This is a genomic window from Asticcacaulis sp., from assembly GCF_027484505.1.
GTDB lineage: Bacteria > Pseudomonadota > Alphaproteobacteria > Caulobacterales > Caulobacteraceae > Asticcacaulis.
Map to the genome: position 1 here is coordinate 1 of NZ_JAIXSV010000159.1, position 23,595 is coordinate 23,595.

22 protein-coding genes and 1 pseudogene are annotated in these 23,595 nt (G+C 62.6%); 11 read left to right on the plus strand and 12 right to left on the minus strand.

What is annotated here, in order from left to right:
• From Q0072_RS10080 to Q0072_RS10090, 3 genes and pseudogenes are all read right to left on the minus strand, one after another.
• Positions 1 to 231 (minus strand): annotated as a pseudogene (locus tag Q0072_RS10080) (DUF1190 domain-containing protein); the annotation flags it as partial.
• A 15-nt stretch (positions 232 to 246) separates the two neighbouring features.
• A complete protein-coding gene (locus Q0072_RS10085; RefSeq protein ID WP_298329281.1) occupies positions 247 to 669 on the minus strand; it encodes a DUF350 domain-containing protein in 423 nt (140 codons plus the stop codon).
• A 127-nt stretch (positions 670 to 796) separates the two neighbouring features.
• Positions 797 to 1,174, minus strand: coding sequence for an SDR family NAD(P)-dependent oxidoreductase (locus Q0072_RS10090; RefSeq protein WP_298329284.1), 378 nt, complete (start codon positions 1,172 to 1,174; stop codon positions 797 to 799).
• Between the two features lie 138 nt (positions 1,175 to 1,312).
• Between Q0072_RS10090 and Q0072_RS10095 the strand changes: the two genes are divergently transcribed.
• Positions 1,313 to 2,437 (plus strand): glycosidase, encoded by a 1,125-nt coding sequence (locus Q0072_RS10095; RefSeq protein ID WP_298329287.1) that lies wholly within the window; start codon positions 1,313 to 1,315, stop codon positions 2,435 to 2,437.
• Between the two features lie 26 nt (positions 2,438 to 2,463).
• Here Q0072_RS10095 and Q0072_RS10100 read toward each other — a convergent pair whose 3' ends face one another.
• The 4 genes from Q0072_RS10100 to Q0072_RS10115 all read right to left on the minus strand — a co-directional run bounded on the left by Q0072_RS10100 (position 2,464) and on the right by Q0072_RS10115 (position 5,955).
• On the minus strand, positions 2,464 to 3,573 hold the full coding sequence (locus tag Q0072_RS10100; protein ID WP_298329290.1) for a Fic family protein: 1,110 nt from the start codon (positions 3,571 to 3,573) through the stop codon (positions 2,464 to 2,466).
• 163 nt (positions 3,574 to 3,736) lie between these two features.
• Positions 3,737 to 4,255: a ferritin-like domain-containing protein gene (locus tag Q0072_RS10105; RefSeq protein WP_298329293.1), complete on the minus strand. Its 519-nt coding sequence runs from the start codon at positions 4,253 to 4,255 to the stop codon at positions 3,737 to 3,739.
• Positions 4,256 to 4,450: 195 nt separating this feature from the next.
• Positions 4,451 to 5,374 (minus strand): FecR family protein, encoded by a 924-nt coding sequence (locus Q0072_RS10110; protein ID WP_298329296.1) that lies wholly within the window; start codon positions 5,372 to 5,374, stop codon positions 4,451 to 4,453.
• Positions 5,359 to 5,955, minus strand: a complete 597-nt coding sequence (locus Q0072_RS10115) for a sigma-70 family RNA polymerase sigma factor (protein ID WP_366941797.1) — start codon at positions 5,953 to 5,955, stop codon at positions 5,359 to 5,361. The genes Q0072_RS10110 and Q0072_RS10115 overlap by 16 nt, the downstream gene beginning before the upstream one ends.
• Before the next feature lie 173 nt (positions 5,956 to 6,128).
• Between Q0072_RS10115 and Q0072_RS10120 the strand changes: the two genes are divergently transcribed.
• Positions 6,129 to 9,194: a TonB-dependent receptor gene (locus Q0072_RS10120; protein WP_298329299.1), complete on the plus strand. Its 3,066-nt coding sequence runs from the start codon at positions 6,129 to 6,131 to the stop codon at positions 9,192 to 9,194.
• A 373-nt stretch (positions 9,195 to 9,567) separates the two neighbouring features.
• Here the strand turns inward: Q0072_RS10120 and Q0072_RS10125 are convergent, their stop codons facing one another.
• From Q0072_RS10125 to Q0072_RS10145, 5 genes are all read right to left on the minus strand, one after another.
• Entirely contained in the window at positions 9,568 to 12,360 is a 2,793-nt protein-coding gene (locus Q0072_RS10125; protein ID WP_298329302.1) for a TonB-dependent receptor, read from the minus strand.
• Positions 12,361 to 12,461: 101 nt separating this feature from the next.
• Positions 12,462 to 12,902: a DoxX family protein gene (locus Q0072_RS10130; RefSeq protein ID WP_298329306.1), complete on the minus strand. Its 441-nt coding sequence runs from the start codon at positions 12,900 to 12,902 to the stop codon at positions 12,462 to 12,464.
• On the minus strand, positions 12,899 to 13,654 hold the full coding sequence (locus tag Q0072_RS10135; protein WP_298329309.1) for a DNA-binding domain-containing protein: 756 nt from the start codon (positions 13,652 to 13,654) through the stop codon (positions 12,899 to 12,901). Before Q0072_RS10135 ends, Q0072_RS10130 begins: the two co-directional genes overlap by 4 nt.
• A complete protein-coding gene (locus Q0072_RS10140) occupies positions 13,651 to 14,475 on the minus strand; it encodes a DUF692 domain-containing protein (RefSeq protein ID WP_298329312.1) in 825 nt (274 codons plus the stop codon). Before Q0072_RS10140 ends, Q0072_RS10135 begins: the two co-directional genes overlap by 4 nt.
• Positions 14,476 to 14,479: 4 nt before the next feature.
• Complete coding sequence (locus Q0072_RS10145) at positions 14,480 to 14,776, minus strand: DUF2282 domain-containing protein (RefSeq protein WP_298329315.1); 297 nt, start codon at positions 14,774 to 14,776, stop codon at positions 14,480 to 14,482.
• 179 nt (positions 14,777 to 14,955) lie between these two features.
• Here Q0072_RS10145 and Q0072_RS10150 point away from each other — a divergent pair, with 179 nt between their 5' ends.
• The 9 genes from Q0072_RS10150 (at position 14,956) to Q0072_RS10190 (ending at position 23,343) form a co-directional block, all read left to right on the plus strand.
• A complete protein-coding gene (locus Q0072_RS10150) occupies positions 14,956 to 15,240 on the plus strand; it encodes a hypothetical protein (RefSeq protein ID WP_298329318.1) in 285 nt (94 codons plus the stop codon).
• Between the two features lie 49 nt (positions 15,241 to 15,289).
• Positions 15,290 to 16,123, plus strand: coding sequence for a DUF692 domain-containing protein (locus Q0072_RS10155; protein WP_298329320.1), 834 nt, complete (start codon positions 15,290 to 15,292; stop codon positions 16,121 to 16,123).
• Complete coding sequence (locus Q0072_RS10160; RefSeq protein WP_298329323.1) at positions 16,120 to 16,866, plus strand: DNA-binding domain-containing protein; 747 nt, start codon at positions 16,120 to 16,122, stop codon at positions 16,864 to 16,866. Before Q0072_RS10155 ends, Q0072_RS10160 begins: the two co-directional genes overlap by 4 nt.
• Positions 16,863 to 17,429: a sigma-70 family RNA polymerase sigma factor gene (locus Q0072_RS10165; protein ID WP_298329326.1), complete on the plus strand. Its 567-nt coding sequence runs from the start codon at positions 16,863 to 16,865 to the stop codon at positions 17,427 to 17,429. Before Q0072_RS10160 ends, Q0072_RS10165 begins: the two co-directional genes overlap by 4 nt.
• Positions 17,416 to 18,084, plus strand: a complete 669-nt coding sequence (locus Q0072_RS10170; protein ID WP_298329327.1) for an NrsF family protein — start codon at positions 17,416 to 17,418, stop codon at positions 18,082 to 18,084. Before Q0072_RS10165 ends, Q0072_RS10170 begins: the two co-directional genes overlap by 14 nt.
• The gene (locus Q0072_RS10175) at positions 18,078 to 18,728 is read left to right on the plus strand and encodes an NrsF family protein (RefSeq protein ID WP_298329332.1); all 651 of its coding nucleotides are present in this window, start codon (positions 18,078 to 18,080) and stop codon (positions 18,726 to 18,728) included. Before Q0072_RS10170 ends, Q0072_RS10175 begins: the two co-directional genes overlap by 7 nt.
• A gap of 99 nt (positions 18,729 to 18,827) precedes the next feature.
• On the plus strand, positions 18,828 to 19,346 hold the full coding sequence (locus Q0072_RS10180; RefSeq protein ID WP_298329335.1) for an RNA polymerase sigma factor: 519 nt from the start codon (positions 18,828 to 18,830) through the stop codon (positions 19,344 to 19,346).
• A complete protein-coding gene (locus tag Q0072_RS10185) occupies positions 19,336 to 20,289 on the plus strand; it encodes a FecR family protein (RefSeq protein ID WP_298329337.1) in 954 nt (317 codons plus the stop codon). Before Q0072_RS10180 ends, Q0072_RS10185 begins: the two co-directional genes overlap by 11 nt.
• Before the next feature lie 129 nt (positions 20,290 to 20,418).
• The gene (locus Q0072_RS10190; protein WP_298329340.1) at positions 20,419 to 23,343 is read left to right on the plus strand and encodes a TonB-dependent receptor; all 2,925 of its coding nucleotides are present in this window, start codon (positions 20,419 to 20,421) and stop codon (positions 23,341 to 23,343) included.
• The last annotated feature ends 252 nt before the right edge of the window (positions 23,344 to 23,595 follow it).

Consider the following 23,595-nt stretch of genomic DNA (forward strand, 5'->3'; position numbering starts at 1 on the left):
CAGTTTATCGTCGTCCTGCGCCGCCTTGCATTCGTCCAGTGTCTTGTAGACGCGCATCTGCTCGGTCTGGGCAACCGGCGGGGCCTGCGTTGCCTGTGGCGCATCGCAGCCCGTCAGCATGGCGAGCGCCGAAACGGTTGTCGCCAGCGCCGCGACCCAGCGCGCCTTGCGCCGATTGAGACGGGTCAGATAATCGGCCCTGTAGGCCCGGGTGGAATTATAGCGGGTCATGATTGTGCACGGGCCTCAGTACGACAAGGCCGAGGCGTTGAGCATACCCACGACCAGACTGAGCGCCGACAGCGCCAGAGCCGCCGCGATACAGCCCTTCTCATTCCCCGGTTCGGTCAGACGCGTATAGAAGCTTTTGCCGAACAGGCGAACCAGCAGGTGCAGAACGATCTGCGACACAATGCCAATACCGCCCCACAGGACCATGTCCCCCGCATTGAAGGTCGAATGGCCGACGGACTGGATCGGGAAGGCCAGAGCCAGACTGACCGCCAGAAAATGGATCGCCACGGCAATATTGCCCTTGCGGATTTCCTCCAGCTCACGAATGGGCGTCACCCACAGATAAACGGTTATGCCCACCAGCCAGACAAGCACACCTGTGCCCAGAAACATCAGATAGGCCGGCAGATTTTCCAGCGACTCAAAGTTGATCAATTGTGTCCCTCTTTTTTTGAGTTCAGACAATCATAGGGGCAGATGGGTGTATGGCAAACGGTCTTTGATGTCCTGACCCACAAATACCAGATGACCGGCCCCGCTGTCTTTCAGGCGCGCTATGGCCTCACGGGCGCAGGCGATAGTTGGTCTCTGCCGCCAGCCGCCAGTCCTCATCGGTCTCCTCCTGCGCCCCGCCGACGGCCAGACCGGCATTGTTGATCAGGATGTCAAGCCCGCCCAAGCTGTCGTCCACCGCCGCAAAGACACGGGCCACGCCCTCGCGGGTCGAGACATCGGCGGTCAGTCCATGGATGTCGGCGTCCGCATTGACCTCACGCGCATGCGCCAGCGCGTCCTCCAGTTCCGGCTGGTGCCGCCCAAAGGTGACGACGCGCGCCCCCTGTTCGACCAGCAACGCCACCGTGACCCGCCCGATGCCGGTCGTGCCGCCGGTCACCAGAACCCGGTTGCCGGCATCAAAAGAAAATGCGGATCGCCCCACCTTCCCGCAACTTTGCTGATTGCTTACGTCACCCCGTCGGCGGCCCATATCCCGCTTACCGCGAATATCCGATGGTCCCGTAGCCCTGACGCAGTGTGAATGATGTCCACGCCCTATATGTTTCATCCGGTGAGCGATATGCCCTACCCCGTTGATCAGCTTGTCCTGACACCTGATGATATTAACCTGTCGCGCTCGCCTCTCGCCGGGCACCTGAAGGCGGAAACCTTCGTGCTGGGGGCGTTTAATCCTGGCCTCCTGCGTCTGCCGAACGGCAATCTGCTGATGATGGTGCGCATCGCCGAAGCCCTGCGCGAGCCCATCGTCGATGGCCACGTCCACGCCATCCGCTGGGATGAGGAGACGCAGACCTATGGCCTCGACGCCTGGCCGCTCGATCAGGCGAACACCGCCGATCCGCGCAAGTTCACCCTCGCCGGCGGGCAGTGGAAGGTGATGGCCCTGACCTCTCTGTCGTGGCTGTTGCCCGTCGAACTGAGCCCCGACGGTACACGCGTTCTTACTCTGCATTATGACCGCGCCATTGCGCCGGCCTATAGTTTTCAGTGCTATGGGGTGGAGGATGCGCGCATCAGCCGCGCCGGGGACCGCTGGCTGATGACCACCTGTTCAGTGAGCCCCGAGCGCCATTCAACCACCCTCTATAGCTCGCAAAACGGCCTCAACTGGACCTTTGAAGGGATCGTCCTCGACCATCAGAACAAGGACATGCTGATCTTTGAAGGCTTAATCGACGGCTATTACTGGGCCCAGACGCGGCCTTTGGGGGCGCTCTATTTCGCCTATCCGCCGGGCAGCGACTGGCGCGCCGGGCCGTCAATCAATCTGGCGGTCTCCAAAGACGCCCTGTTCTGGAAACCGTTTGAGCGGCCGGGCCTGCGCCCGCCGTCCGGCACGCTGATCATGGAGCGCATGGGCGGTGGCACCCCGCCTATACTGACCCCTCAGGGCTGGCTGACCCTGTGGCACGGGGTCGAGCCGCACGAGGTTGTGGGCATCTATCGCACCTACTGGTCGTTGCTCGACGCGAACGACCCCAGCCGTGTCCTGCACACCGCAACGACCCCACTGCTGGAGGCTAATGCCGAACTGACGCGGCCCATCGAACACCAGATGTATTTGCGCGATGTCGTCTTTACGACGGGGATTGTTGACGCTGGCGACCACTATATCGTGGCGTCGGGTGAAGCGGATCTCGCCTGCCGCATCACTCATATCCCCAAAAAGCGTTTTCGTATTTGAGTAGACATGCGTCCGACGCTTTATTGTTAAGTGAACGCAAGGTTTAAGTGGTAGCGCGTGGATTTGCGTTCTCCCGCTTTGATCAACGCTCCCAGATCAACCAGCGAAGCCAGATCGCGTGTAGTGGTGGCGGATAGAGCGCCGGTGATGGTCATATAGTTTGCGGCGCTCAGGCCGCCCTTGAAACCCTCTACCCCCTCGGCAAACATGCGCCGTAAGGCTTTTTCCTGACGTGGATTAAGCTGACCCCGCAAGCGTTCAAACAATCGCGTCTTGGCCATGATGAACTCGATATGGTGCAGGGTGCGTGCCTGCGCCCCGATGGCCTTATCGGCGAACCATAACAACCATTCCCCGACATCAAGGGTTCGGCTGGCGGCTTCCAGCGCGAGGTAATAGTCTTTGCGATGCCGCAGCAAGGGGCCGGCGATCCCGGTAATGGCCGGCTTATTAAGGCCCTGAGCCAGCGCCTTTTCGGCAATGGCGCGGCCAATGCGACCATTGCCGTCTTCAAACGGGTGGATCGATTCAAACCACAGATGGGCAATGCCCGCCCGCGTCAGTGCGGGTAGCGGAGTGTCACCGGAAGGGGCGGTTCGGGAAAACCACTCCAGAAACAGCGCCATTTCCTCAGGCATCCTGATCGCGGGCGGGGCCTCAAAATGCACCTTGGGCGCATAGATCGCCCCGGAAACGATTTGCATGGGCTCCTCGTCTTTACGGTAGGCACCGATGTCGGTGAGATCAGCGCGCCCCCTCATCAGCAAACGGTGCCACTGAAACAGTGTGTCTTCGGTCAGCGGGTCTGATAAATGGGTGTAGAGATCGACCATCATCTCGGCGATGCCCGCCTCCGCCGGGCGAACGCGGCGATGGTCCGTGTCAAGACCGAGATGCCGCTGGATAGAGGACTGAACGCTTCCCCGGTCCAAAATCTCGCCTTCAATGGCCGAGGTATCGACCGCCTCACCGCTCAGGATTTCGACACTGATCTCCTGATGATCCCTGTTGGCCAGATGTTTAGCAACGCCCAGGGCCACGCCCGCGCCCTGAAGAAAGGCTGCCTCGGCAGCCCTCATTGTGTGCGCGTCCCAAATAAAATGGGGCCAGTCCGGGTGCTGCCAGTTCCATGTCATGATGTATAACTGCCTTATTTATAGATCAAAATAATGGCATTTTTTGATCTATAAATCCAGTCTTATTGATCATTCCTTGGCGGCAGGTACAAATAAGCCAGACTGATGCGCGGGTCATCATTCTGGCCAAAAGCGTTTTCAGTGGATGAGTAACCGCGACTTACTACGCCGGTTCGACCTCGGCAGCGGCTTCGAGCGCCTGACGGTTGACCTCGGAGGTCGCCAGCCCGTTGAGCTTTTCGTCGGTCGCCTTTTCTTCCTGCAAGGTTTCTTTCAACAGGCGGGAAGCGTCGGAATAACCCAGCTGATCGGCCAGCGTGATCAGGCTGCCATAGGCGGCGATCTCGTAGTGTTCGACCTTTTGCGCACCGACGATCAGCATGACGTCGCGCACCGGACCTTTTTCGATCTCCTCGATGGTTTCGCCGCCCTCAGCGACCAGCCCTTCCATGGCCAGACACTTGACCCGCTTGAGCTTGAGGCCCTGCGCTTCGACGATCTGGTCGATGCGCTCAATCTGGCCTTGTGTTTCTTCCAGATGCTGGGTGAAGCCTTCGGCCAGTTGCGGATGGGTGGCGGCGCGCGCCAGTTTGGGCAGCGCCTTGGTCAGTTGCTTTTCGGCACTGTAGATATCGGACAGTTCGTGGATAAAGGCGTCTTCAAGCGTCTTAATCTTCGGCATATCGGGCTCCGGAATATTTGGGGAATGTCGGATGACCCGGCAAGCTTAAGGACAGCCAGCGAAGGAACAAATACGCCCCCCTCCCCCCACAATCAGGATGCGGTCAATCGGGCGCTTTATTTTCCTCTTGCTTTTCGCCGCGGTCGTCCGGACTGGCCAGAAGCGTTCTGAGAGGTGCGTTCTGCGCCTTACCGCTCAGTCCCGGCCCGAACGCAGCCGGATGCCGTCCTCGCTCGCTTGCGTGTCCACGCCATAGAGGGCGTGCAGGGCCTGAGCGAGGGCCTCGGTATTGCCCGCCTCGAACTCACCGTCGATGCGCAAAGCTGATAACCGCGCATCGGCCACGATCAGCTTGCGGTCGCTGTAGCGGTTCATCTCGGCCACCGCTTCTTTCAGCGGCGTACCGCTGAAGGTCAGCCGCCCTTGCAGCCAGTCACTCACGCCCGCCGTATCCGCCGGATGCACCGGGCCTAAGTGACCGGCGCGGTCCACCGCCACCGCCTGACCAGCCTCCAGCTTCACAAGCTGTGCGTCCGACCTATGGCCGCGCACCTCGACATGCCCCTCGATCAGATTGACATCGGTGCCGGTCTCTTCGCGGCGCACCGTAAAGCGCGTTCCGGTCACACGGACCTGAGCCAGATCGGTGCGCACGTCAAAGGGACGGGCGTCAGGCTTATGCGCCACCTCGAACAGCGCCTCGCCACGCATCAGATCGACCTTGCGCCCGCGCACCTCGATACGGCTGCCTGTATTCAGCGTCACGCGCGACCCGTCGGCCAGAACGACCGCCTGACGCTGGCCTACCTTTGTCTCGTAGACAACCGGACGCTGGGCGACAAACCACACCCCCAGCCCCAGCACGACCGCCGCCGCCATGCCCACAGCCATGGGCCACCACGCGCGTTGCGGGCGCGTCTCAGCGAAATCCGCCGCATCGAGCAGACCCACAGCGTCCCACACGGCCTCCAGCTCGCGCTGCGTCCACGCATCACCCGCCGTCCCGGTCGCGTTCGCCGCGCCCTCTTCAGCGTCGGTCATCGCCTCGACCAGACGCAGCGCCTCCGCGTCCTGAGGCGGTGTCCCCTTTCCCTGAAACGGGATTACTGTTCGTACCATCCGCTGTCCTTGAGATTATGTCGGCATTTGGCCAGAGCGTCGGCGAGCAGACGTTGCACGCTGCGCAGGGGAATGCCCTGTTTTTGCGAAATTTCAGTGAGTTTCAGGCCTTCGACCCGGTGCAGCATCAGCACCAGACGTTCCTGTGAATTGAGTTTGCGGATGGCCTGACGTAAGAGGTCCGCATTCTGACGCCAGCGCAGCTCGTCAAACGGTGTCGGCGCGTCTTCGGGCAGATTGTCCGACAGCTCGACATGCTGATCGCCTTCGCGCCGGCGGCGATGGCGATAGAGGTCGCGGATCACACTGTCGGCGGTCTTGAACACGTAGGTGATGTTAAACTCCGGCGGCGGTTCACGCTGCGCCAGCCTTACCAGCCGCGCATAGATATCCTGAAGGGCGTCGTCCGCATCGTCAGGCCGCAGGGCCCGCCCCAGATAGCGGCGCAAGCGTCCATCCAGCCGCTCGATCAGCCCGCTCACCTGCGCAGCCGCGTTACCCGCCCTGAAGGCTTCGGGGTCCGGCCTCATCGTCCACCTGTCATAGATACCGTACATGGTCCGCCGGTTGTGAACACGCATCTCCAGAGCTTTTAACGCCGCCGCGCGCCACAACCGCCAAAAAACTGTCAAACAGGCTTTTGATGACAGGCTGATGACACGAGCACACCCGACCAACGTTCGGTGAAACGTCATAAATCTATCACGCCGCCTGACTATCAAGCCGGTGGGGATGTGAGTGAAGGCATTTTTGGATGAGCGGGCCACTGCCCAAGGTCTATCTGCCACGCCTGGCCAGCGTTATGACCGCGACCGTCATGACCGCGACGCTCTGGGCCCCAGCAGCGCAGGCCGCGCCCCGGCGATTCGACGTACCGGCCCTGCCGCTGGAGCAAGCCTTGCGGCGCGTGGCCGAGCAGGGGCAGGTGCAGATCCTCTTTTCCGGCGATCAGGTGCGCGCCCACAAGGGTGCCGCCGTCTCCGGTACACTGGAAGCCGAAGCCGCCTTTCGCCGCGTCCTGTCGCGCTCTGGCCTGTCGATCCGTCAGATCGACGCGCGCACCTTTATCGTCGTCTCACCGCCTGCGCCCCATTTGGCCGCGCGCCCCGTACCCACACCGCGAGCCGTGGACACGGCCGAGCCCGTGCGCGAGGTCGTGGTGGTGGCGCAACGCATGATCCTGAACCCGCGTCAGGACACAGACCACTTCGACGCCAGCCTTAGCGCGCCACAAGCCACGGCCATCCTGTCGCGTAGTGATCTGGAGCGCACGGCGGCGCGCAATGTCACCGAAGCGCTGGGCGTCTTGCCGGGTGTCACCGTGCTCAATACCGGCCGGTCTTTCAGCGGCGGCGTCGATTCCGCCTCGCGCGCCGAAGGCCTGTTCAGCGCCTTTCGTGGCCTGAACACCGAATTTAATCTCAACATGATCGACGGCGTGTCGCTGGCGCAGGGCCTGCCTAATTCACGCGGCGTGCAACTGAACCTGCTGCCACCGACGGGGTTTCAGTCGATCGTCCTGAGCAAGGTGCCAACGCCGGATATGGACGGCGATGTCATCAGCGCCGCCATCGACTTCCGCACCCCGACGGCCAGCGACTTCCGCGCCCGCCAGCACCTGTCGCTGAGCGTTTCGGCCTATGACAACCGCCGCGCCGAAGCCTACGGAGACTCCGGCCTCGGCGGCGGTGTCGGCTTCGAATATGCCCGCCGTTTTGGCCGCGATGAGCGCTTTGGCCTCTATCTCAGCCATTTTGAAGACCGTCGGCGCTACGCCAATTCTGAAATCGCCGGCATCATGTCGGCGCAAAACGATGCCGGCTGGGCCTATCTGTGGTCGGACTCGCCCAAGGGCACCCTGCCGGCCGGAGCCGATCCGCAAAGCCTGCTGACCGCTACGGCGCTCAATGTCGGCGTCTCTACGGGCGAGAGCCGCGCCCGCTATGACGTTCTGACCCTGACCGGCCGTTTCAATGATCACTGGGACGGCTGGCTGCGCGCCACGGCCGCCCATAACCGCACCGAGCAAAATTCGACCCTCAGTCAGGTGGTCGGACGCAATCTGAGCTGGACCGACGACGGCCGCGGGCGTTACCGTCTGTCTGTGGGCAGCGTCTCGACGCGCCTGTGGTACGAAACCAATCCCGATCTGGCCAGCCTGTCGGCGGTCAGTGTTGGCGCGCGCCGTCAGGCGGGGGCGTGGGTCCTCACCCCGTCCTTGTTCTTCAGTCAGGGACGCAGCGACCGGCCCGAACGCATCGAAGCCTCAGCGCGTATCGATCAGATGGACAGTTATAACAGCGCCCAGAGACGCCCCTATACCGGTCTTCTGATCGGCTATGCGGACGGTTTCCCGACGCCGCAACTCACACCGGAGTTGCGCGCCGATCTGGATACCGTCGGTGAGCGCCTGCTGGCTCGCCGCGCCGGGCAGTTCACGGTGCAGACCAGCCGTCAGTACCGTCAGGGCGCGCGCTTCGATGCCGAATATACCGCCCCTGACCGCGCCCTGCGGCAACTGGCCTTTGGCCTCAAATGGACCGACAGCGTGCGCGAGGTCACCGACCGGAACTGGACCAATGGCTATTTCGCCGATCTTGTGGGGCGGGGCGGCGTGACCTGGGAAGAACTGGGCCTGATCCGCGGCTATTATGATCAGGCCTTTCCGGGGCGTTTCGACTGGCACCTGCCCAAGGTCGATCATGAGCGGCTGGCCGACTATTTTCATCGCTACGTGACGCCACAGAGCTTCGATACGTGCGCCACGCTGGCCATCAATAACGAGAACTGCAACCGTCAGCATGGCCGCGAAACGGTGGCCGCCGCCTATCTGAGTGCGCGCTGGGTCATAGGGCGACTGGAGATCGCACCCGGCCTGCGCTATGAACAGACGCGCATCGACAACCGCTTCTGGGTCATCCCCGCCCCGCCCACCGGGGTGAGCGAGGTGCCGGGCCACTGGGGGCAAAGCCGCACGACCTATGGTGTCGGCCTGCCCAGCCTGCGCCTCAACTATCGCCCCGATGAAGATCACGTCTGGCGGCTGGCCCTGTGGCGCGGCTATACGCGCCCGGCCTTCATGCTGCTGGGCAGCGGCGTGCGCTATCAGCCCGCCGACGACGGGACGCCCCTGCTGCGGCAGGGCAATCCGTCGCTGAAGCCCGTCACGGCGCTCAATCTGGATCTGTCGGTTGAAGGCCGCACCCCCGGCGGCACGCGCTATAGCCTGGGGGCCTATGCCAAACGGCTGGAACACTATCTGTTCGACAGCGGCGGCAGTGGGGGCGATGTCCTGTTTGGCCGCACGGACCTGCGGCTCCTGACGCCGCAAAATGGCGGGCGCGGCGGGGTGCAGGGGCTTGAGGCCGAAGCGCGCCACGACTGGTCGGTGGCGGGCGGCACCCTGACCGCCGGCGGCACGCTCAGCCGGCAATGGACGCAGGTCGATCTCGGCAGCGACGAACTGGGCCGCAAGATAGCCATGCAGAACGCGCCGGACTGGCTGGCCAACCTCACCGCCACCTATCGGTACAAACGCGCCACAGTGACCCTGAGCGCCCAGCATACGGGGGCCTATCTCTCAAGCTATAATGCGCTGGCCGCGCCCGGCGACTGGGACAATGTGTGGGTCAGGCCCGCCGCCCGGCTCGACCTCGCCGCCGACTGGCAGGTCCGGCCGCGTCTGCGCCTGTCGCTGTCGGCCACCAACCTGACCGGAGCCTACAGCTACTGGGCGCATGTGGGCAAAGACAGTCTGGCCCTGTCGGATATCATCGACTCCGGTCAACGCCTGACGCTCAGCCTGAGATATGATTATTAGGCTCGTATGACCCGGCGTTCGGTCTGATTATTAACCACAAACGGCACGAACAGCACGAACCTCATTGCGCGAACACGTTTGCGCGAAGCGCCCTGTCCCCGTCTTGACGCACAATCGGAAAAAGCCCTTCGGGCAGAAGCGGTACTTGCGCTCGGCGTTCGTGCTTTTCGTGCCGTTCGTGGCTAGAGCGCAAGCCGATAAAGTGGATACCACTTTTCGGAAAAATTGCGCCACAAAACAGAAATTTAGAGCGGGATGACGCTTCTATCTAAAATCATCCCGCTCTAAATTCTATCTTCTGGAGCCCCCGGAAGCCTTGCGGCTCCCGGAGGTCAGGCTTCAGGCGTCTGGAGATACGCCTGAGAGGATAAGCTTAGTACGTATATTTCAGCGTCAGCAGCGTCGTCGAACCGGAGTCCACGATGTCGTTGATCGCCAGGCTGTTCTTGCCGACGTGCGCCCAGTAGGAATAGTCCTTGAACAGGTTGGACACCGACAGGTCGAGCTTCAGACCCGTGCCGAAATCGTAACCGGCGTGCAGGTCGGTGCGCTTCACAGGACGGGTCCACAGTTCGAGACCGGCGACATCATTATAGGCAATGACCGCTTCGCCGGTATAGTTGTGGGTCAGGTCCACGGTCAGGCCCTTCCAGGCGTAGTTGACCTTCACATTGGCCAGATATTCCGGGGCGTTCTGGATCGGGTGCTTTTCACCCTTGCCGATATCGACCTCGGTCCACTGGCGGGTGAAGTTGGCACCGGCCCCGAAGCCCGACAGCCAGCCCGGCAGCATGGCGAGCTTCTGATAGAGCTGGATTTCCAGACCCTTCACCGTGCCTTCGCCGCCATTGGTGGGGTGCGAAAGGCTGACGCGGTCATAGGTCTTGCCGTTATAGGTCAGGAGGTTGGTCGGGGTTTCACCCGTGTTCACCTGCGTCGAGCCGTTGTCGTACATATAGTCCGACAGCTTTTTGTAGTAGGCGCCGATCATGGCGTAGCCGCCTTCGGCGTTCGACCATTCGCCCGACAGGTCGAGGTTCCACGACTGCAACGGCTTGAGGTCCGGATTGCCCTGCACAATCGTCAGGCTCTTGTTGTCGCCTTCACGGGTGGTCGTCTTGTTGCCCAGTTGCACCATTGCCGGGCGCATATAGGCACGCGTCAAGGAGGCGCGGTAAACGCCGCCGGTTTCCGGACGATAGTTGACGAACAGGCTGGGCAGCCATTCGTTGTAATCGGTCGAATTGGACTCAAAGGTCTTTTTGGTGCTGTTCCAGTAGGTGTTCTTGATGTCCGTATGCTCAAAACGCAGGCCCGGAATGACCTCCAGCGCACCGAAATCGTACTTGCCGGTGACGTAGGCGGCGGAGACGTTTTCATCGCCCTTCAGCGTGTTGCCGTTCATATATTCCGGATCGGCCAGAGCCGTCGCCATCGGGAAGTAGGTGTAGAAGATTTCGAACAGGCGGTCCTGATTCACCTTCGGGGCGCGGATATTGTAGAGGCCCGGATAGATCGAGTCGAAATAGTCGGTGGCCAGACCGACATCGGCCCACTTCACCCCGGCCTTTTGCATCACATTGGCCAGATGATTATTGGTATAGTCACGGTTGATCACGCGGCGATGGCTGGCGACGTATTTCAGGCCGGTCTTGATATAGGCAAGGTTGCCGCCGTCAAAATCGTACTGCGCATCAAACTTCAGGCCTGCCTTTTCCTGACCCGAAAACTGCTGCGTCAACTGCCCGGCGCGACGCGCCAGAAGCGTGGTCGAGGCGTTGTTGATCTGGGTTTGCTGCGTGGCATTGAGCATCGGGATCGGATAGCCGTCGCTGTTATAGGCGATGAACATACCAGCATAGGCCACGGGCTGACCGGCCAGAGGCCCCTTGTTGTAATCATCGGACTGGTTGTTGCGCATCGAGGCTTCGATGTGGTTCGGACGGTCATTATCGCCTTCCGAATAGAAGACCGAGGGCGACAGGGTCCAGTTACCAACGCGCTTGACCGCGCCCAGACTCAGGGTGCCGAGATCGGCCTGTTCCGGGTTGGTTTCGTACCAGGCGCGCACCGACGAATTGGTAACGCCGGTCAGGTCGAACAGACCCGGCGTGGTCGCGTTTTCGACATAGACCTTGCTGTTGACGAACTGCGCCAGAGTCGAGTTCTGGTGCGTTTCCGCGAAAGCATACGAGCCGCGCAGATAGATATCCAGCGTGTCATCCACGCGCCAGTCGGCCGAGAAGTTGCCGCCGTAACGCTCGGTAAAGCCCGTCGATACGCCGGTGTTCAGGCCCGTCTGGGCGAGGTTGGCTTCCTTGTCGTAACCCGTCGGGTTCTGGAAGTTGCCGCTGGCGTCTTTCACCGCGTGCAGATACCCCCAGTTGCCGTCCTGCTGCGCCGTCATAATGCCGGCGATCATCGAGTTGGCATAGTTGCGCTTGTCATAGAAGGCGCTGCCGTAGAAGCCGAACTGCTTGTTGGCCCCAAAGCGACGGGCGTATTCGGCGCTGACGCCGCCACCCAGACCATCCTCACCGTAATCGCGCGCGCGGCTCTCGACGCGGCCCGACACGGCCACAGACATGTAGCCGTCCTTGAAGCCAAAGGCCGACGGCGTGCGGAAATCAACCGTGCCGCCGATGGCGTCGCCGTCCATTTCGGCGGTCGAGTTCTTGTTGACCACGATGGTCTTCAGGCCGGACGGCGGCAGCAGGCTGAGCTGAACCTGACGCGAATAGGGCATACCCTGCGCGACATTGACGCCGTTGATCAGGGCGAGGGTAAATTCGGTGTTCATGCCACGCACGCCGACGAACATGCCTTCCCCGCGCGAGGCCCCGTCCACGCCGCCGAAGAAGGAGTTGCCGGTGTTGGTGACGGTGACGCCCGGCAGCAGGGCCAGGGCTTCGGCGACATTGTGCACGGCGGTGTGTTCAAGGTCTTCGGCCGACATCACGCTGATGGTGTTGGCGCTTTTCATCTGGGCCGAGGTGGCCGTCGAACGGTTGGCATAGATGACCACTTCGGTCACATTGCCATTGTCCTTGGCCTTGGCCTCTTCATTGGCCTTGGTCGCCTCTTCGGCTTGCACGGCGGTTGCCGCCAGTCCGAGGCTCAGGCTCATGGCCGAAGCCATCAGCATAAGTTGGGTGGAAAGTTTCATGCCAGTATCCCCTAAAGGCTGAGGGCATACAGCACGCCCTCTCAAGCCAAGGGACGCCGTTCCTGACGCGACGCGCCGAAACTTAATGAAAACTTCACAAACTAAATCAGCCCCAGCCGCCGATCGAGGCTGAAGGCTCCGCCGCCACGCCCGATCAGATAGATCAGCAGGCCGGCCCAGCTCAGATGCGTCGGCCAGGCATCGGGATAGACGAAGATTTCAATAACCGCCGTCATGCCGAGAAAGGCCAGCGCCGAATAACGGGTAAACAGGCCCAGCACCAGCAACACCGAAAACAGGTGTTCGGAGACGGTGGCCGTCACCGCAGCGGCGTGCGGTGGGATCAGCGGCAGGGCGTATTCCTGCTCAAACAGCACATAGGTGCCATCGGTGATGTGGAACAAGCCATCAACCTTGGTGCGCGCCGAGCTGAAGAAGATGGCCGCCACGCCGAAGCGCGCGATCAGGGCGATGACGTCTTCCGGCAGCTTGGCCATAAGTTGGGCGGGCGGATTGATCCAGTCGGTCAGCTTGCGGGTCATAGGGGGTCGCTTTCGGTTGAGAGTTGCAGACAAGTGAGGCCCAGCACATGACTGAACAGGGCCGTAAGGTCGGTCGTGGGGTCGCAGGTCAGGGCCACCTCCGCCGCCCCGGACAGGGTGCCGCCGTCGGCACAGACGCTGAGAAAGGCCGCCATATCGGCGTCAAGGCGACGCACTTCGACACCTTCGCCCACCCGACGCACCAGCAGGGTTTCCGACTCAGGCCGTCGCTCCAGCCCCTCGCCCTCACCCGTCAACAGCGCGTCCCAGACGCTCAGCAGTGTGGTGTCAAATTGGATCAGCCGCGCCGCCGGGATCAGGCGCGCGCGGGCGTGGCTGAGGGCTTCGGGCGACAGGTCGGCAAACACCTCGGCAGATGTTGCCACTCCATCCGCCGCATTCAGCACGCTCAAACGCAGATGGTCGAGCCGGGCCAGATCCGGCAGCCAGTCCATGTCGGCCAGCGCATCCTGCGCCGCCAGCCAATCGGCAAACCCGTCACCGTAATCATGCAGCATCGGATCGGCCGGGTAATGGTCGCGCGCAAAGGCCGCGGCCACCTGACGGAAATTGTCTGAACCCAGCGCCGCCACCACGGCCGGAAAAGCGGCCTCAAGCGCCTCGACCAGAGCCGACGCGATGGTATTGCGATAAACGGCCACGATGGCTAAGTCGGGCGTTTGCACCCACGCCGCCAGCGCCTCCGGATCACCCGTAAGCGCTTCGGCAAAGGCCTGATGAAAGGCGCTCATGCGGCCACCTCCAGATGCAGCCGCGCCTGCGCCCGTTCACGCTCGGCGATCAGTTCGACATAGGCAGGCACCTCACCGTCCCGTTCGATCAGGACCGGGCGCGGCCCCCACAGATCAAGCGCGGCGTCCAGCAACGCCCATACGCGCTCATCGACGGGGCGATCGTGGCTGTCGATCAGCAGTGCCGCGCCGCGCACCGGGTCTTGGCTGTGCCCGGCCAGATGAATCTCCCCCACGGCCTGCGCGGGGAGCGCCTGTAACCACGCAAGCGGGTCGCTGCCGATATTGCGCGCGCTGACGAAGACATTGTTGAGATCAACCAGCAGGCCGCAGCCGGTGCGCTTAACCAGTTCGCTCAGGAACTCGGCCTCTTCATAGTCGTGGCCACGCAGGTTCAGATAATGGCTGGGGTTTTCGATCAGCAGAGCCCGCCCCAGAGCCGTTTGCGCCGCGTCTATGCGTTCACAAATGCGCTGCAATTCCACTGAGGTGCGCAGGACCGGCAGCAGGTCCGGCACGCTGTGGCCCTCAAAGCGCGACCATGCCAGATGCTCGGACACCACAAAGGGCGCAAAGCGGTCGATCAGGGCACGAAAGCGCTTCAGATGGGGCTGATCCAGCGGGTCGGGACCGCCCAGAGACAGCCCCACCCCATGCAGGGACAGAGGATGCGCCGCGCGCACCCGCTCAAGAGCGGCCAGTCGTGGACCACCTTCGACCATGACATTTTCGGGGTGAACCTCAAACCACAGGCCGGGGCGGCGGTCGCCCGTCGCCTCCGTATAGTGTTGCGGCTTCAAGCCCAGCCCCGCGCCGATCATTGTCTCAAGCCTTCGGAGTCAAAGAGCCATTGCCCTTGGGCGTCTTGATGGTGACGCAGGTGCCCTTATCAACCAGCTTGAAGGCCTTGCCGTCGTAATCGACCTTGGAACTGCCGGCGCAGCTGGTGCCCGGACCGGCCTTGCAGTCGTTTTGCCCGGCCTTGGCGATGCCATAGCAGGCTTCCTTGGCCGCCGGGGCCTTGGCGGGCTTTTGGGTATCGGCGGCGGCGGTACCCGCAGCCAGAGACGAGGCCAGAGACAGGGCAGCGGCGATGGCCAGACCGGAACGGGAAACAGACATGGGGTTCTCCTTGCGAGACGACGCCTCATCGCGTCTGGCAGGAGGTACGCAAGGCCCCGCACAAAGGTTACAGAGGGGGCGGGACAAAAAATAAATGAGAAGCTGTGTAACCTCATCCCCGAAGGCCGCGTACTCCCTGATGCCACACCGGCACTGCACCTATTTTGAGAGAGCCCATCATGATCACTGTGAAAACCGGCGCCATCATCGCGTCCGCTGCCGCCCTTATGGCCGCCGCCAGCTTCGCTACCGCCGCCACCGCCCCTGCGGGCAGCAAGGGTGCCGCCGTGGCCGCCGACGACATCGTCCATTGCTATGGCATCAACACCTGCAAGGGCACGGCCGACTGCGCCACCACGACGCACGAATGCAAGGGTCAGAACGTCTGCAAGGGTCATGGGTTCAAGGCCATCAAGGCCAAGGAATGCCTGGCTCAGGGTGGCGTGATCGGCGATATCGGTTAAGTATGCCCTGCGGGGCCGGTGTCGCACCGGCCCTTCTCCGGACCTGTCCATGCCCACTTCCCTTGCCCCCTTTCCCGGCTTTGGCCTCGGCCTCAGACCGCCCCATTACGAAGCCATTCTGGCCTCACCGCCCTCGATCGACTTTTTCGAGATCATCTCGGAAAATTTCATGATCGACGGCGGGCGGCCCCTACATGTGCTGGATCGTGTGCGGGCCGACTATCCCATAGCGATGCACGGCGTCTCCATGTCGCTGGGCTCACCGGATGGACCGGGACCGGACTATCTAAGGCGGCTGCAAACCCTGATTTCGCGCGTGGACCCCCTGTGGGTGTCCGATCATCTGTGCTGGACCGGCATCAATGGTCGCAACAGCCACGACCTTCTGCCCCTGCCCCTGACCGAAGAGGCGATGGCTACCGTCTGCCGCCATATCGACCGCGTGCAGAGTTTCCTTCAGCGGCCGCTGCTGATCGAAAATCCCTCGACCTACGTTACCTTTGCCGAAGATGCCTACACGGAATGGGGCTTTCTGACAGAGCTATGCCGTCGCACGGGCTGCTACCTGCTGCTGGATATCAACAATGTCTTCGTCAGCGCCCACAATCACGGCTTTTCGGCGCAAGCCTATCTGGACGGCCTGCCGCTGGAGCGCGTGCGTCAGGTGCATCTGGCCGGCCATTCGCAGGGCGACACCCTGTTGATCGACACCCACGATGCGCCCGTCCCGGACGGGGTGTGGGGGCTGTGGGCTGAGGTCGCCACGTGCCTTAGCCACGCCGCCGTGATGATCGAGCGCGACGACGAGATTCCACCCCTTTATGAGCTGTTGAGCGAACTCGATACCGCCCGCCGCCTTGCCTCAGTTGGGGTGTGCGTATGAGTCTGGTGGCTACCCAACAGGCGTTTCTGGGTCAGATTCTGGCCAACCCCGCCCCCACGCTAAGCGAAGGGATGCGTGTCTATCACCACGCCTATCGTGCGCGGCTGTCGGGGGCAATGGCGGAAACCTATGCGCAGGTCTGGGCGTGGCTGGGTGATGACGCCTTCCATTCAGCAGTCCTCGCCTATATCGAACAGCATCCGTCCAGCCAGTGGTCACTGGACGATTATGGGCAGGACTTTGCGGCCTTTCTGGCCGGACGTTTTCCCGATGATCCCGAAATCGCCGAGCTGGCGTGGCTCGATGCCGCCCTGCGACAGGCCTTCGCCGCCGAAGATGCGGACCTGCTCGATGGGACGGCCCTGATGCAGGTCGGCGACTGGGAGACGGTGCGCTTTGTCCTCAATCCGGCCCTGCGTCACCGCCCCATCCGCTCCAATGCCCCGGCCCTGTGGCGCGCCCTGTCGAAAGACAAGACACCGCCGGAGGTGCTCTATTTCGAAGCGACGAGTGGTCTGTGCGTGTGGAAGACAGCGCTCGCTTCGCGCTTTCGCACGCTGGAGGCCGACGAATATGCCCTCATCTGCGCGCTGGCGGTCGGTCAGGGTTTTGCCGCGGCTTGCGAAACCCTGACGCGCGACGCCCCCGACCGAGACCTCACGGCGCAGATCGGCGCGTGGCTGGGTCAATGGCTGGCCGAAGGATTGGTCACCGGCCTTGACGCGACAGAGACAAGCTCATGAGCCTCAGTCAACCCGATCTGTGGCAGCAGCAGATGCGCGCCGCCCAACGCGGCGATGCGGAGGCCTATCGCGCCCTGCTCACCGCCCTGCGCCCGTGGCTTTCGGCCTATTTTCGCCGTCGCCTGCAATCGCCCGATACCGAAGACCTGACCCAGATCACGCTGGTCGCGGTGCATGAAAAGCGCCACACCTATGACCCGACGGCCCCCTTCATGCCGTGGATCGCCGCCGTGGCGCGGCACAAGCTGATCGACCACGTCCGAAAATACGGGCGCTACGTACATGTTGAGCTGAACGAAATGAACGAACCGGTGGATGAGGCCTCTCTGGGCCTGCCCGCCGCCATAGCGCGGCGTGACGTTCAGGTACTGTTGTCGCAACTGCCCGTCGATCAGGCACGCGTCATCCGCCTGCACAAGGTCGAAGAACTCAGCCTGGAGGACGTGTCGCGTTTGACCGGCAAATCGGTGGCCGCCGTCAAGGTCATCGTCCACAGAGGATTGAAAAAGTTACGGGACAGCGTCGGCGTGCCCCGGAAAGTGTACGAAGATGAGCAACCATAACACCCCCGACCTGATCGAGTCCTTAAGCCAGTCCGTCAACCCGGTTGCCCCGATGGGCCGCCGTGGCCTGTGGCTGTGGGTGGGCTTAAGCCTGCTGGCGGGCACCGCCTTTGTCCTGACGGTTTACGGCGCGCGCCCCGAAATGCGTCTGCTGCTCAGTGAAGGGCGCGTGGCGGATAACCTGTCGGCCTATGCCAAGACGGCCTTTTTTATCGGCCTTGCCGCGCTGGCCGTCTGGCAGGTGCAGGCCACGGCGCGACCGGAAGGGGCACTCAACCGCGTGCAAACCGGGCTTTTGGGGCTGGCGGTCATTGCCCTGACCACCCTGACCGGTATGGATGTCGCATTGAGTGGCCTGCCCGCAGCTATGACAGGCCTGTCGGACGGCGCGCCGGTGTGTTTCCTGACCATACTGGTCGGCGGCATGGCGGGGCTGGGCTTGGGCTGGGCCGTATGGCTGCGCCACGCCGCGCCCGGCAATCCCGCGCTGTTTGGGGCACTCAGCGCCTTTGCCGCCTCGGCCCTGATGACGGTGGCCTACACGCTGCATTGCGATCACGACGCCCCGGCCTATCTGCTGCTGATCTATCTGGCCCCCAATCTGGTGGCGGCCCTGATCGGCAGCGTCGCCGGGCGCTGGCTGTTCCGATGGTAAGGCCGCCACACGACCTGATCGAGCGGCTGAGCGAAGACCTGCGCCCCGTCAAACCGCTGAGCGCCGGGCGGCTTTTGGGCCTCGCCCTCGTCTTCACCGCCATGACTCTGTTTTGGGTGGTGGGCTTTTATGGGATGCGCCCGGAATTTACCGATATTGAGGGGGCTTTGCTTCAGGCGCGGTTTGCCCTGCTCAAACCGCTGTTGTGGGGCTGGGCCGGACTGTCGGCGCTGCACGCCGCTAACGCCCTGTCACGCCCCGAAGGCCGCTGTCACTGGAGCGACCTCGCCCCGCTGCCCGTCATCCTGTTGAGCCACGGCCTTGCCCTGTGGTGGCAAGTGGCAAGCTCAGGGTGGGACGGCGCCACAGCAGGCGGCTTCGGCGGCGCGGCCCTGTGCGGCCTGACCATCCTCCTCAGCGCGTGGGTGGCCATGCGGCTGGTCACGCCAATGTGGCTCAGCCGCACCGCCTCGTCTCAGCCCCGTCTGCTGCGACTGTGCGCGGCGCTGGGCTTTGCCGGGTTGGCCGCCGCCGCCTATGCCCTGCATTGCCCGATGGATCAGCCGCTCTATACCCTGTGCGTCTACTTGCCCGCTATCGGCATGGTTTTGCTGGTCGAGGGCGGGCCGTGGTCAAAAGGTTGAACCTCAAAGCCACAGTGACGGTTTAATGCCCGCCAAATGGCATGGCGCGCGAGGCCTATAAAAAAACCGTCACATTTGCCCACTAGAGCGGAGGCTGTCATGTCGCCCGCCCCTTTGCCCTTCCTGTGGATTGCCGATGAGCGTCAGCGCCTGTCGCGCTTTGTCGCGGGTAAGGTGCGCGACCATGGCCTGTGCGAGGACGTGGTGCAGGAAACGCTGGCGCGACTGGTGGCCTATGTGCGCGACCACAAGGTGGACAATGTCGCCGCACTGGCGCGACGCATCGCGCTCAACCTGATCAGCGACCATTTCAGAGCCGAGCGTTTGCGTCCCACCGAGGCCATCGAGGACACTCTGGCCTGCGACAACCCCTTGCCGGAGCAGGTTCTGATGCACAAGCAGCGTCTCGAAGCCTTCACCGAAGCCCTTAAGGACATGCCGCCGTTGCGTCGCGAGGTTCTGATCCGGCGGCGATTGCATGGCGAAACCTGCAGTGATATTGCCCGGAGTCTGAACCTGTCGGTGGACGCCGTCGAAAAACACATAACGCGCGGCCTGCGGCAATTGCATGAGACGCTCGCCCGGGCTGAAAAGAAAAGAAAACGCTATGACGCCTGAGGGTGCGGACACCGACGATCTTCTGTGGAACACCGCCGCCCGTTATGCCGATCAAACCCTGACACAGGGTGAAACCGACGAAGGGCTGTACTGGCGGCGCTCCGATACGCGCCATGAGGCTGCCTATCAGCGCCTGCTGCGGATTGCGCAGGACCGCGCCCTGCATGATGCCCTGACGCAGTTTGATCAGGAATCGTCCGGCGCGCCCGTGTCCCGCCGCGCCCTGTGGCAAAGGCCGGTTGTCTGGGGCGGGGCGGGTCTGGCGCTGGCCGCGTGCCTCAGCCTGTTTCTCCTGCCGCCCTTCATGGCCGAGTGGACGACGCCATTGTCCGTTTACAGCACAAGGCCCGGCGAGGTGCGTGAACTGACGCTCGCCGACGGCAGCCATGTAACGCTGAACGGCGGGTCGCGTCTGGAAGCGCGCCTGACCGGCTACCGCCGCCACGTGGCGCTCAAAAGCGGTGAGGCCTATTTCGACGTGGCGCACGACGCCTCGCGCCCGTTCTATGTCGGGCTTAGCGGCGGCAAGGTGCGTGTGCTTGGCACCGAATTTAACCTCAGCTATCTGCCGAACGGCGTCGAACTGGACGTCTATGAGGGCAAGGTGCGCCTGACCGGTGATGAGCGCCGCTATGGCGATTTCACGCGCGGCATGCGCGCCAGTCTCGAAAGCGGCCACGTCAAACCCTTAAGCCGCTTCGATCCGCAGGGCGACGACTGGCGCCGCGGCTGGATCGAGCCCGACCACTGGCCGCTGGAGCGCGTCGTGCAGGCGCTCAGCCGCCAATCGGGCCTGAGCATCCGCTTTGCCGACGAGGCTCTGAAACAAAAGCCGATTGTGGGGCGCATCCGCCTCGATGCCCCCGAAGCGCAACTGGAGGCGCTGGCGCTGGTGCACGGCTTTACCGTCGAAAAGCAGGGCGACGTCATCACGCTGCGCTGAGGCCGCGACCTGACTCCGTCATAAATATTTCACCAAAAACCCTGTCCGGTCCGCCCCGTCTTTTTCCGTCCTTTTCCCAGAGCCGCCAGCGGGGATGGGCCCGCGCACCGGCCAAATGGGGATAAGACCGTGACCTTCCATCGACTTCTTTGCCTGTCGGCCTCGCTGACGGCTCTCACCTTAGGGGGCCTGACCCCGCACATCGCGCAGGCGCAGACTGTAGCCTCGCGCGCCATGGATATCGACATCAAGGCGGGCTCGCTCGATACCGCCCTGGTGCAGCTGTCGCGCCTGACCGGTGTGCAGATCGTCGCCGACCCCGCTCTGACCAGCGGCAAACGCACCGCCGCCCTCAGTGGCCGCCTCAGCCTTGACCAGGCCCTGACCCGTCTCCTACACGGTCAGTCGCTCGCCTATACGATGAAGGGTGAGGTCGTGGTGATCCGCGCCGGTCAGGTGCAGACCTCGGCCCCTGTCGCCCGCACGGCCACGGCCGTCGCTCCGGCCGCCAGCGCCGAAGCCCCCGTCAGGGACGAGCCCGTCGAAGAGGTGGTCGTCACCAGCTTCCGTAACTCCCTGTCGAAGGCGCTCAACGAAAAGCGCCGCGCCACCAATGTCGTTGACGTCATCAATGCCGAAGATATCGGCAAGTTTCCCGCTAACAATATCGCCGAAGCGCTTCAGCGCGTACCGGGCATCTCCATCACGCGCGACCGTGGCGAAGGCCTGTTCGTGCGCGTGCGCGGCCTTGGCCCCAATTTCCAGAACGTGACCATTGATGGCCGCAGCGCCGCTGTGAACGAAAACGTGCGCGATTCCGGGCAATCGGGCCGTCAGTTCCGCTTCGATACTCTGGCCACCGAAATGGTCTCCGGCGTTGAGGTCATCAAGTCGCCTCTGGCCGCCATGGACGAAGGGGCGATTGGCGGTACGGTCAATCTGCGTACCTTCAAGCCGCTCGACTTCAAACGCCCGACCTCGGCCATCAGCCTGACCTCGACCTATGTCGAACTGGCCAAAAAGATTGATCCTAAAATGTCGGGCCTTTGGAGCTGGAATAACGAGGACCGCACGTTGGGTGTGCTCGTGTCGGCCAATTACGGCATCCGCAGCCTGCGCTCGGACCGCATCACGGGCGTTAGCTGGACGACGGGCAAGATCGATGTCAATGGCGACGGTGTGACGGACACCACCTATGTGCCAAGCGCCGTGCGCCCGACGCTGGAAACCGAGCGCCGCGAACGCTGGGGCGTCACTGCCGCCGTGCAGTGGAAGCCGCGCGAAGGCACCGAAATCTCGCTCTCTCACCTCTATTCGCACCTCGACGACTTCTATGACGAGCTGACCTATTCGGCGGATTTCGTCCTCACCAGCCTCGTCGCCAATACGGGTCAGGTCCGCGATGGCGCGCTGGTCGGTGGGCGCACCACCTCGACCAGCACCCAGATCGGGCGTGAAATCGACTATCTGGTCCACGACAACCAGCTGACCGATCTGAGCGTCAAACACAAACTGGGGGCGTGGGATTTGAGCGGCAGCCTCTATGTGGCGCGCGCCTATTCCAATACCGACAAGCCGATCACCCGTACCCGCGTGCTGGGTTCATCCGGCGGACTCGACTTCTCACTGCCGCAGGTAGGTGACGGCGTGCCGACCCTGACCTTCCTGACGCGCAGCCTGAGCGACCCGATCCTGCCCTTCCGCCGTCTGGAATGGCGCGTCAACGACTCGCTGGACGAAGAAAACGCCGTGCAGTTTGACGCCAGGCGTGAGCTGAGCTTCGGCCCGTTCAGCCAGATTTCAGCCGGCGTGAAGCTCCGCGACCGGTCGCGTCGCTATAACCGCCGCGACATCAACTTTACCCGCGATCTGAGCGGCAAGACGATCGGTGGCAACAACACCCTGTTCGGCCGCGACTATTACGACACCATCGCCGTCGATAACTTCCTGGGCGAGGTTGGGGCCACTCTGCCCAAGACGTGGCTGAGCCCGAACCGTGATAAGTTCATGGCCATCCTCGATATGTCGGCCATCGCCAATACGGCGCCGGCGCGCGGCGACCTGCGCAACTCCTACTATGTGGCGGAAAAGATCTCGGCGGCCTACACGGCGGCGGATATCGACACGCAACTGTTCGGACGCACCCTGCGCGGCGAAGTGGGCGTGCGCTACGCCGAAACCGAGCAGGTGTCGCAAGGCCACGCCGACACGGGCACGGCCGCCCTGCCCGTGCGCTTTGAAAAGACCTATCGTGACACCCTGCCGAGCCTCAACCTCGTCTATGAGGTGACGGATCGCGTGCAGGTCCACGCGGCTGCGGCCAAGGTCATCACCCGTCCGTCTCTGGCCGATCTGTCGCCGCGACTGACGCTCAACTCATCGGGGACCGTCTTCACCGCCGTCGGTGGCAACCCGCTGCTCGATCCGTTCGAAGCCAACCAATATGATCTGACGGCGGAGTGGTATTTTGCGCCGGGTTCGGCCCTGATCGGTGGCCTGTTCTACAAGGACATCACCACCTTTGTTTATAACCAGAACACCACCATTGCTATCGACGGTCAGAATTACACCCTGACAGCTCCGGTCAATGGCGGTAATGCCTGGGTGAAGGGCATGGAACTGGCGTGGCAGCAGAACTTCCGTGACCTGCCCGCACCGTGGGACGGTCTGGGTGCGTTGACCAGCTATACGCGCACCGACTCAGAGGCGGCCTATTCGGCCACCCTCACCGACAAGATGCAGAACGTGGCCAGGAACAGCTACAACCTGACGGTCTATTACGAAAAGGACCGTCTGGGGGCGCGTCTGTCCTATGCCTGGGTGGATGACGTGCTGGCCTCGGTCGGCACCGGCGGTCTCGCCAGCCTGAACGACAAGGCCTATGGGTCGCTGGATGGCAATTTCAGCTACAAGATCGACGATCAGTTCACGCTGGTCATCGAGGCGCAGAACCTGACCAACGAAGCCCAGTGGCAGTTCACCCAGAACGGCCAGTTCGGCGGCTACACCTTCAATGGCCGCAGCGTCTCGGTGGGCGTGCGTGGTAAATTTTAAACCTCAGGACCGGGTTTCGATCTGTCGTGATCGGAACCCGGTTCAAAAGCTATGTGCTGAAATAGCGGGGTCCCCTTTTCGGCATGAAGCTCTGAATGTTCTCCCTGCCCACGCGCAGATGAAGCCTAACCCCAGATGCCATCGCACTGGACAGCGCCGAAGGTTGTCATATAAATACGCGAAAACCACCGCAAAAGGTCTGACCAATTGTGCCAGCTTGCGGTTATCCTTTCATCGCCTGATCCCACATCA

Coding starts and splice junctions, on each gene's coding strand:
- Q0072_RS10095 (WP_298329287.1), top strand. CDS start 1,313: ATGCCCTACCCCGTTGATCAGCTTGTCCTGACACCTGATGATATTAAC.
- Q0072_RS10100 (WP_298329290.1), bottom strand. CDS start 3,573: ATGACATGGAACTGGCAGCACCCGGACTGGCCCCATTTTATTTGGGAC.
- Q0072_RS10105 (WP_298329293.1), bottom strand. CDS start 4,255: ATGCCGAAGATTAAGACGCTTGAAGACGCCTTTATCCACGAACTGTCC.
- Q0072_RS10110 (WP_298329296.1), bottom strand. CDS start 5,374: ATGGTACGAACAGTAATCCCGTTTCAGGGAAAGGGGACACCGCCTCAG.
- Q0072_RS10115 (WP_366941797.1), bottom strand. CDS start 5,955: ATGCGTGTTCACAACCGGCGGACCATGTACGGTATCTATGACAGGTGG.
- Q0072_RS10120 (WP_298329299.1), top strand. CDS start 6,129: ATGAGCGGGCCACTGCCCAAGGTCTATCTGCCACGCCTGGCCAGCGTT.
- Q0072_RS10125 (WP_298329302.1), bottom strand. CDS start 12,360: ATGAAACTTTCCACCCAACTTATGCTGATGGCTTCGGCCATGAGCCTG.
- Q0072_RS10130 (WP_298329306.1), bottom strand. CDS start 12,902: ATGACCCGCAAGCTGACCGACTGGATCAATCCGCCCGCCCAACTTATG.
- Q0072_RS10135 (WP_298329309.1), bottom strand. CDS start 13,654: ATGAGCGCCTTTCATCAGGCCTTTGCCGAAGCGCTTACGGGTGATCCG.
- Q0072_RS10140 (WP_298329312.1), bottom strand. CDS start 14,475: ATGATCGGCGCGGGGCTGGGCTTGAAGCCGCAACACTATACGGAGGCG.
- Q0072_RS10145 (WP_298329315.1), bottom strand. CDS start 14,776: ATGTCTGTTTCCCGTTCCGGTCTGGCCATCGCCGCTGCCCTGTCTCTG.
- Q0072_RS10150 (WP_298329318.1), top strand. CDS start 14,956: ATGATCACTGTGAAAACCGGCGCCATCATCGCGTCCGCTGCCGCCCTT.
- Q0072_RS10155 (WP_298329320.1), top strand. CDS start 15,290: ATGCCCACTTCCCTTGCCCCCTTTCCCGGCTTTGGCCTCGGCCTCAGA.
- Q0072_RS10160 (WP_298329323.1), top strand. CDS start 16,120: ATGAGTCTGGTGGCTACCCAACAGGCGTTTCTGGGTCAGATTCTGGCC.
- Q0072_RS10165 (WP_298329326.1), top strand. CDS start 16,863: ATGAGCCTCAGTCAACCCGATCTGTGGCAGCAGCAGATGCGCGCCGCC.
- Q0072_RS10170 (WP_298329327.1), top strand. CDS start 17,416: ATGAGCAACCATAACACCCCCGACCTGATCGAGTCCTTAAGCCAGTCC.
- Q0072_RS10175 (WP_298329332.1), top strand. CDS start 18,078: ATGGTAAGGCCGCCACACGACCTGATCGAGCGGCTGAGCGAAGACCTG.
- Q0072_RS10180 (WP_298329335.1), top strand. CDS start 18,828: ATGTCGCCCGCCCCTTTGCCCTTCCTGTGGATTGCCGATGAGCGTCAG.
- Q0072_RS10185 (WP_298329337.1), top strand. CDS start 19,336: ATGACGCCTGAGGGTGCGGACACCGACGATCTTCTGTGGAACACCGCC.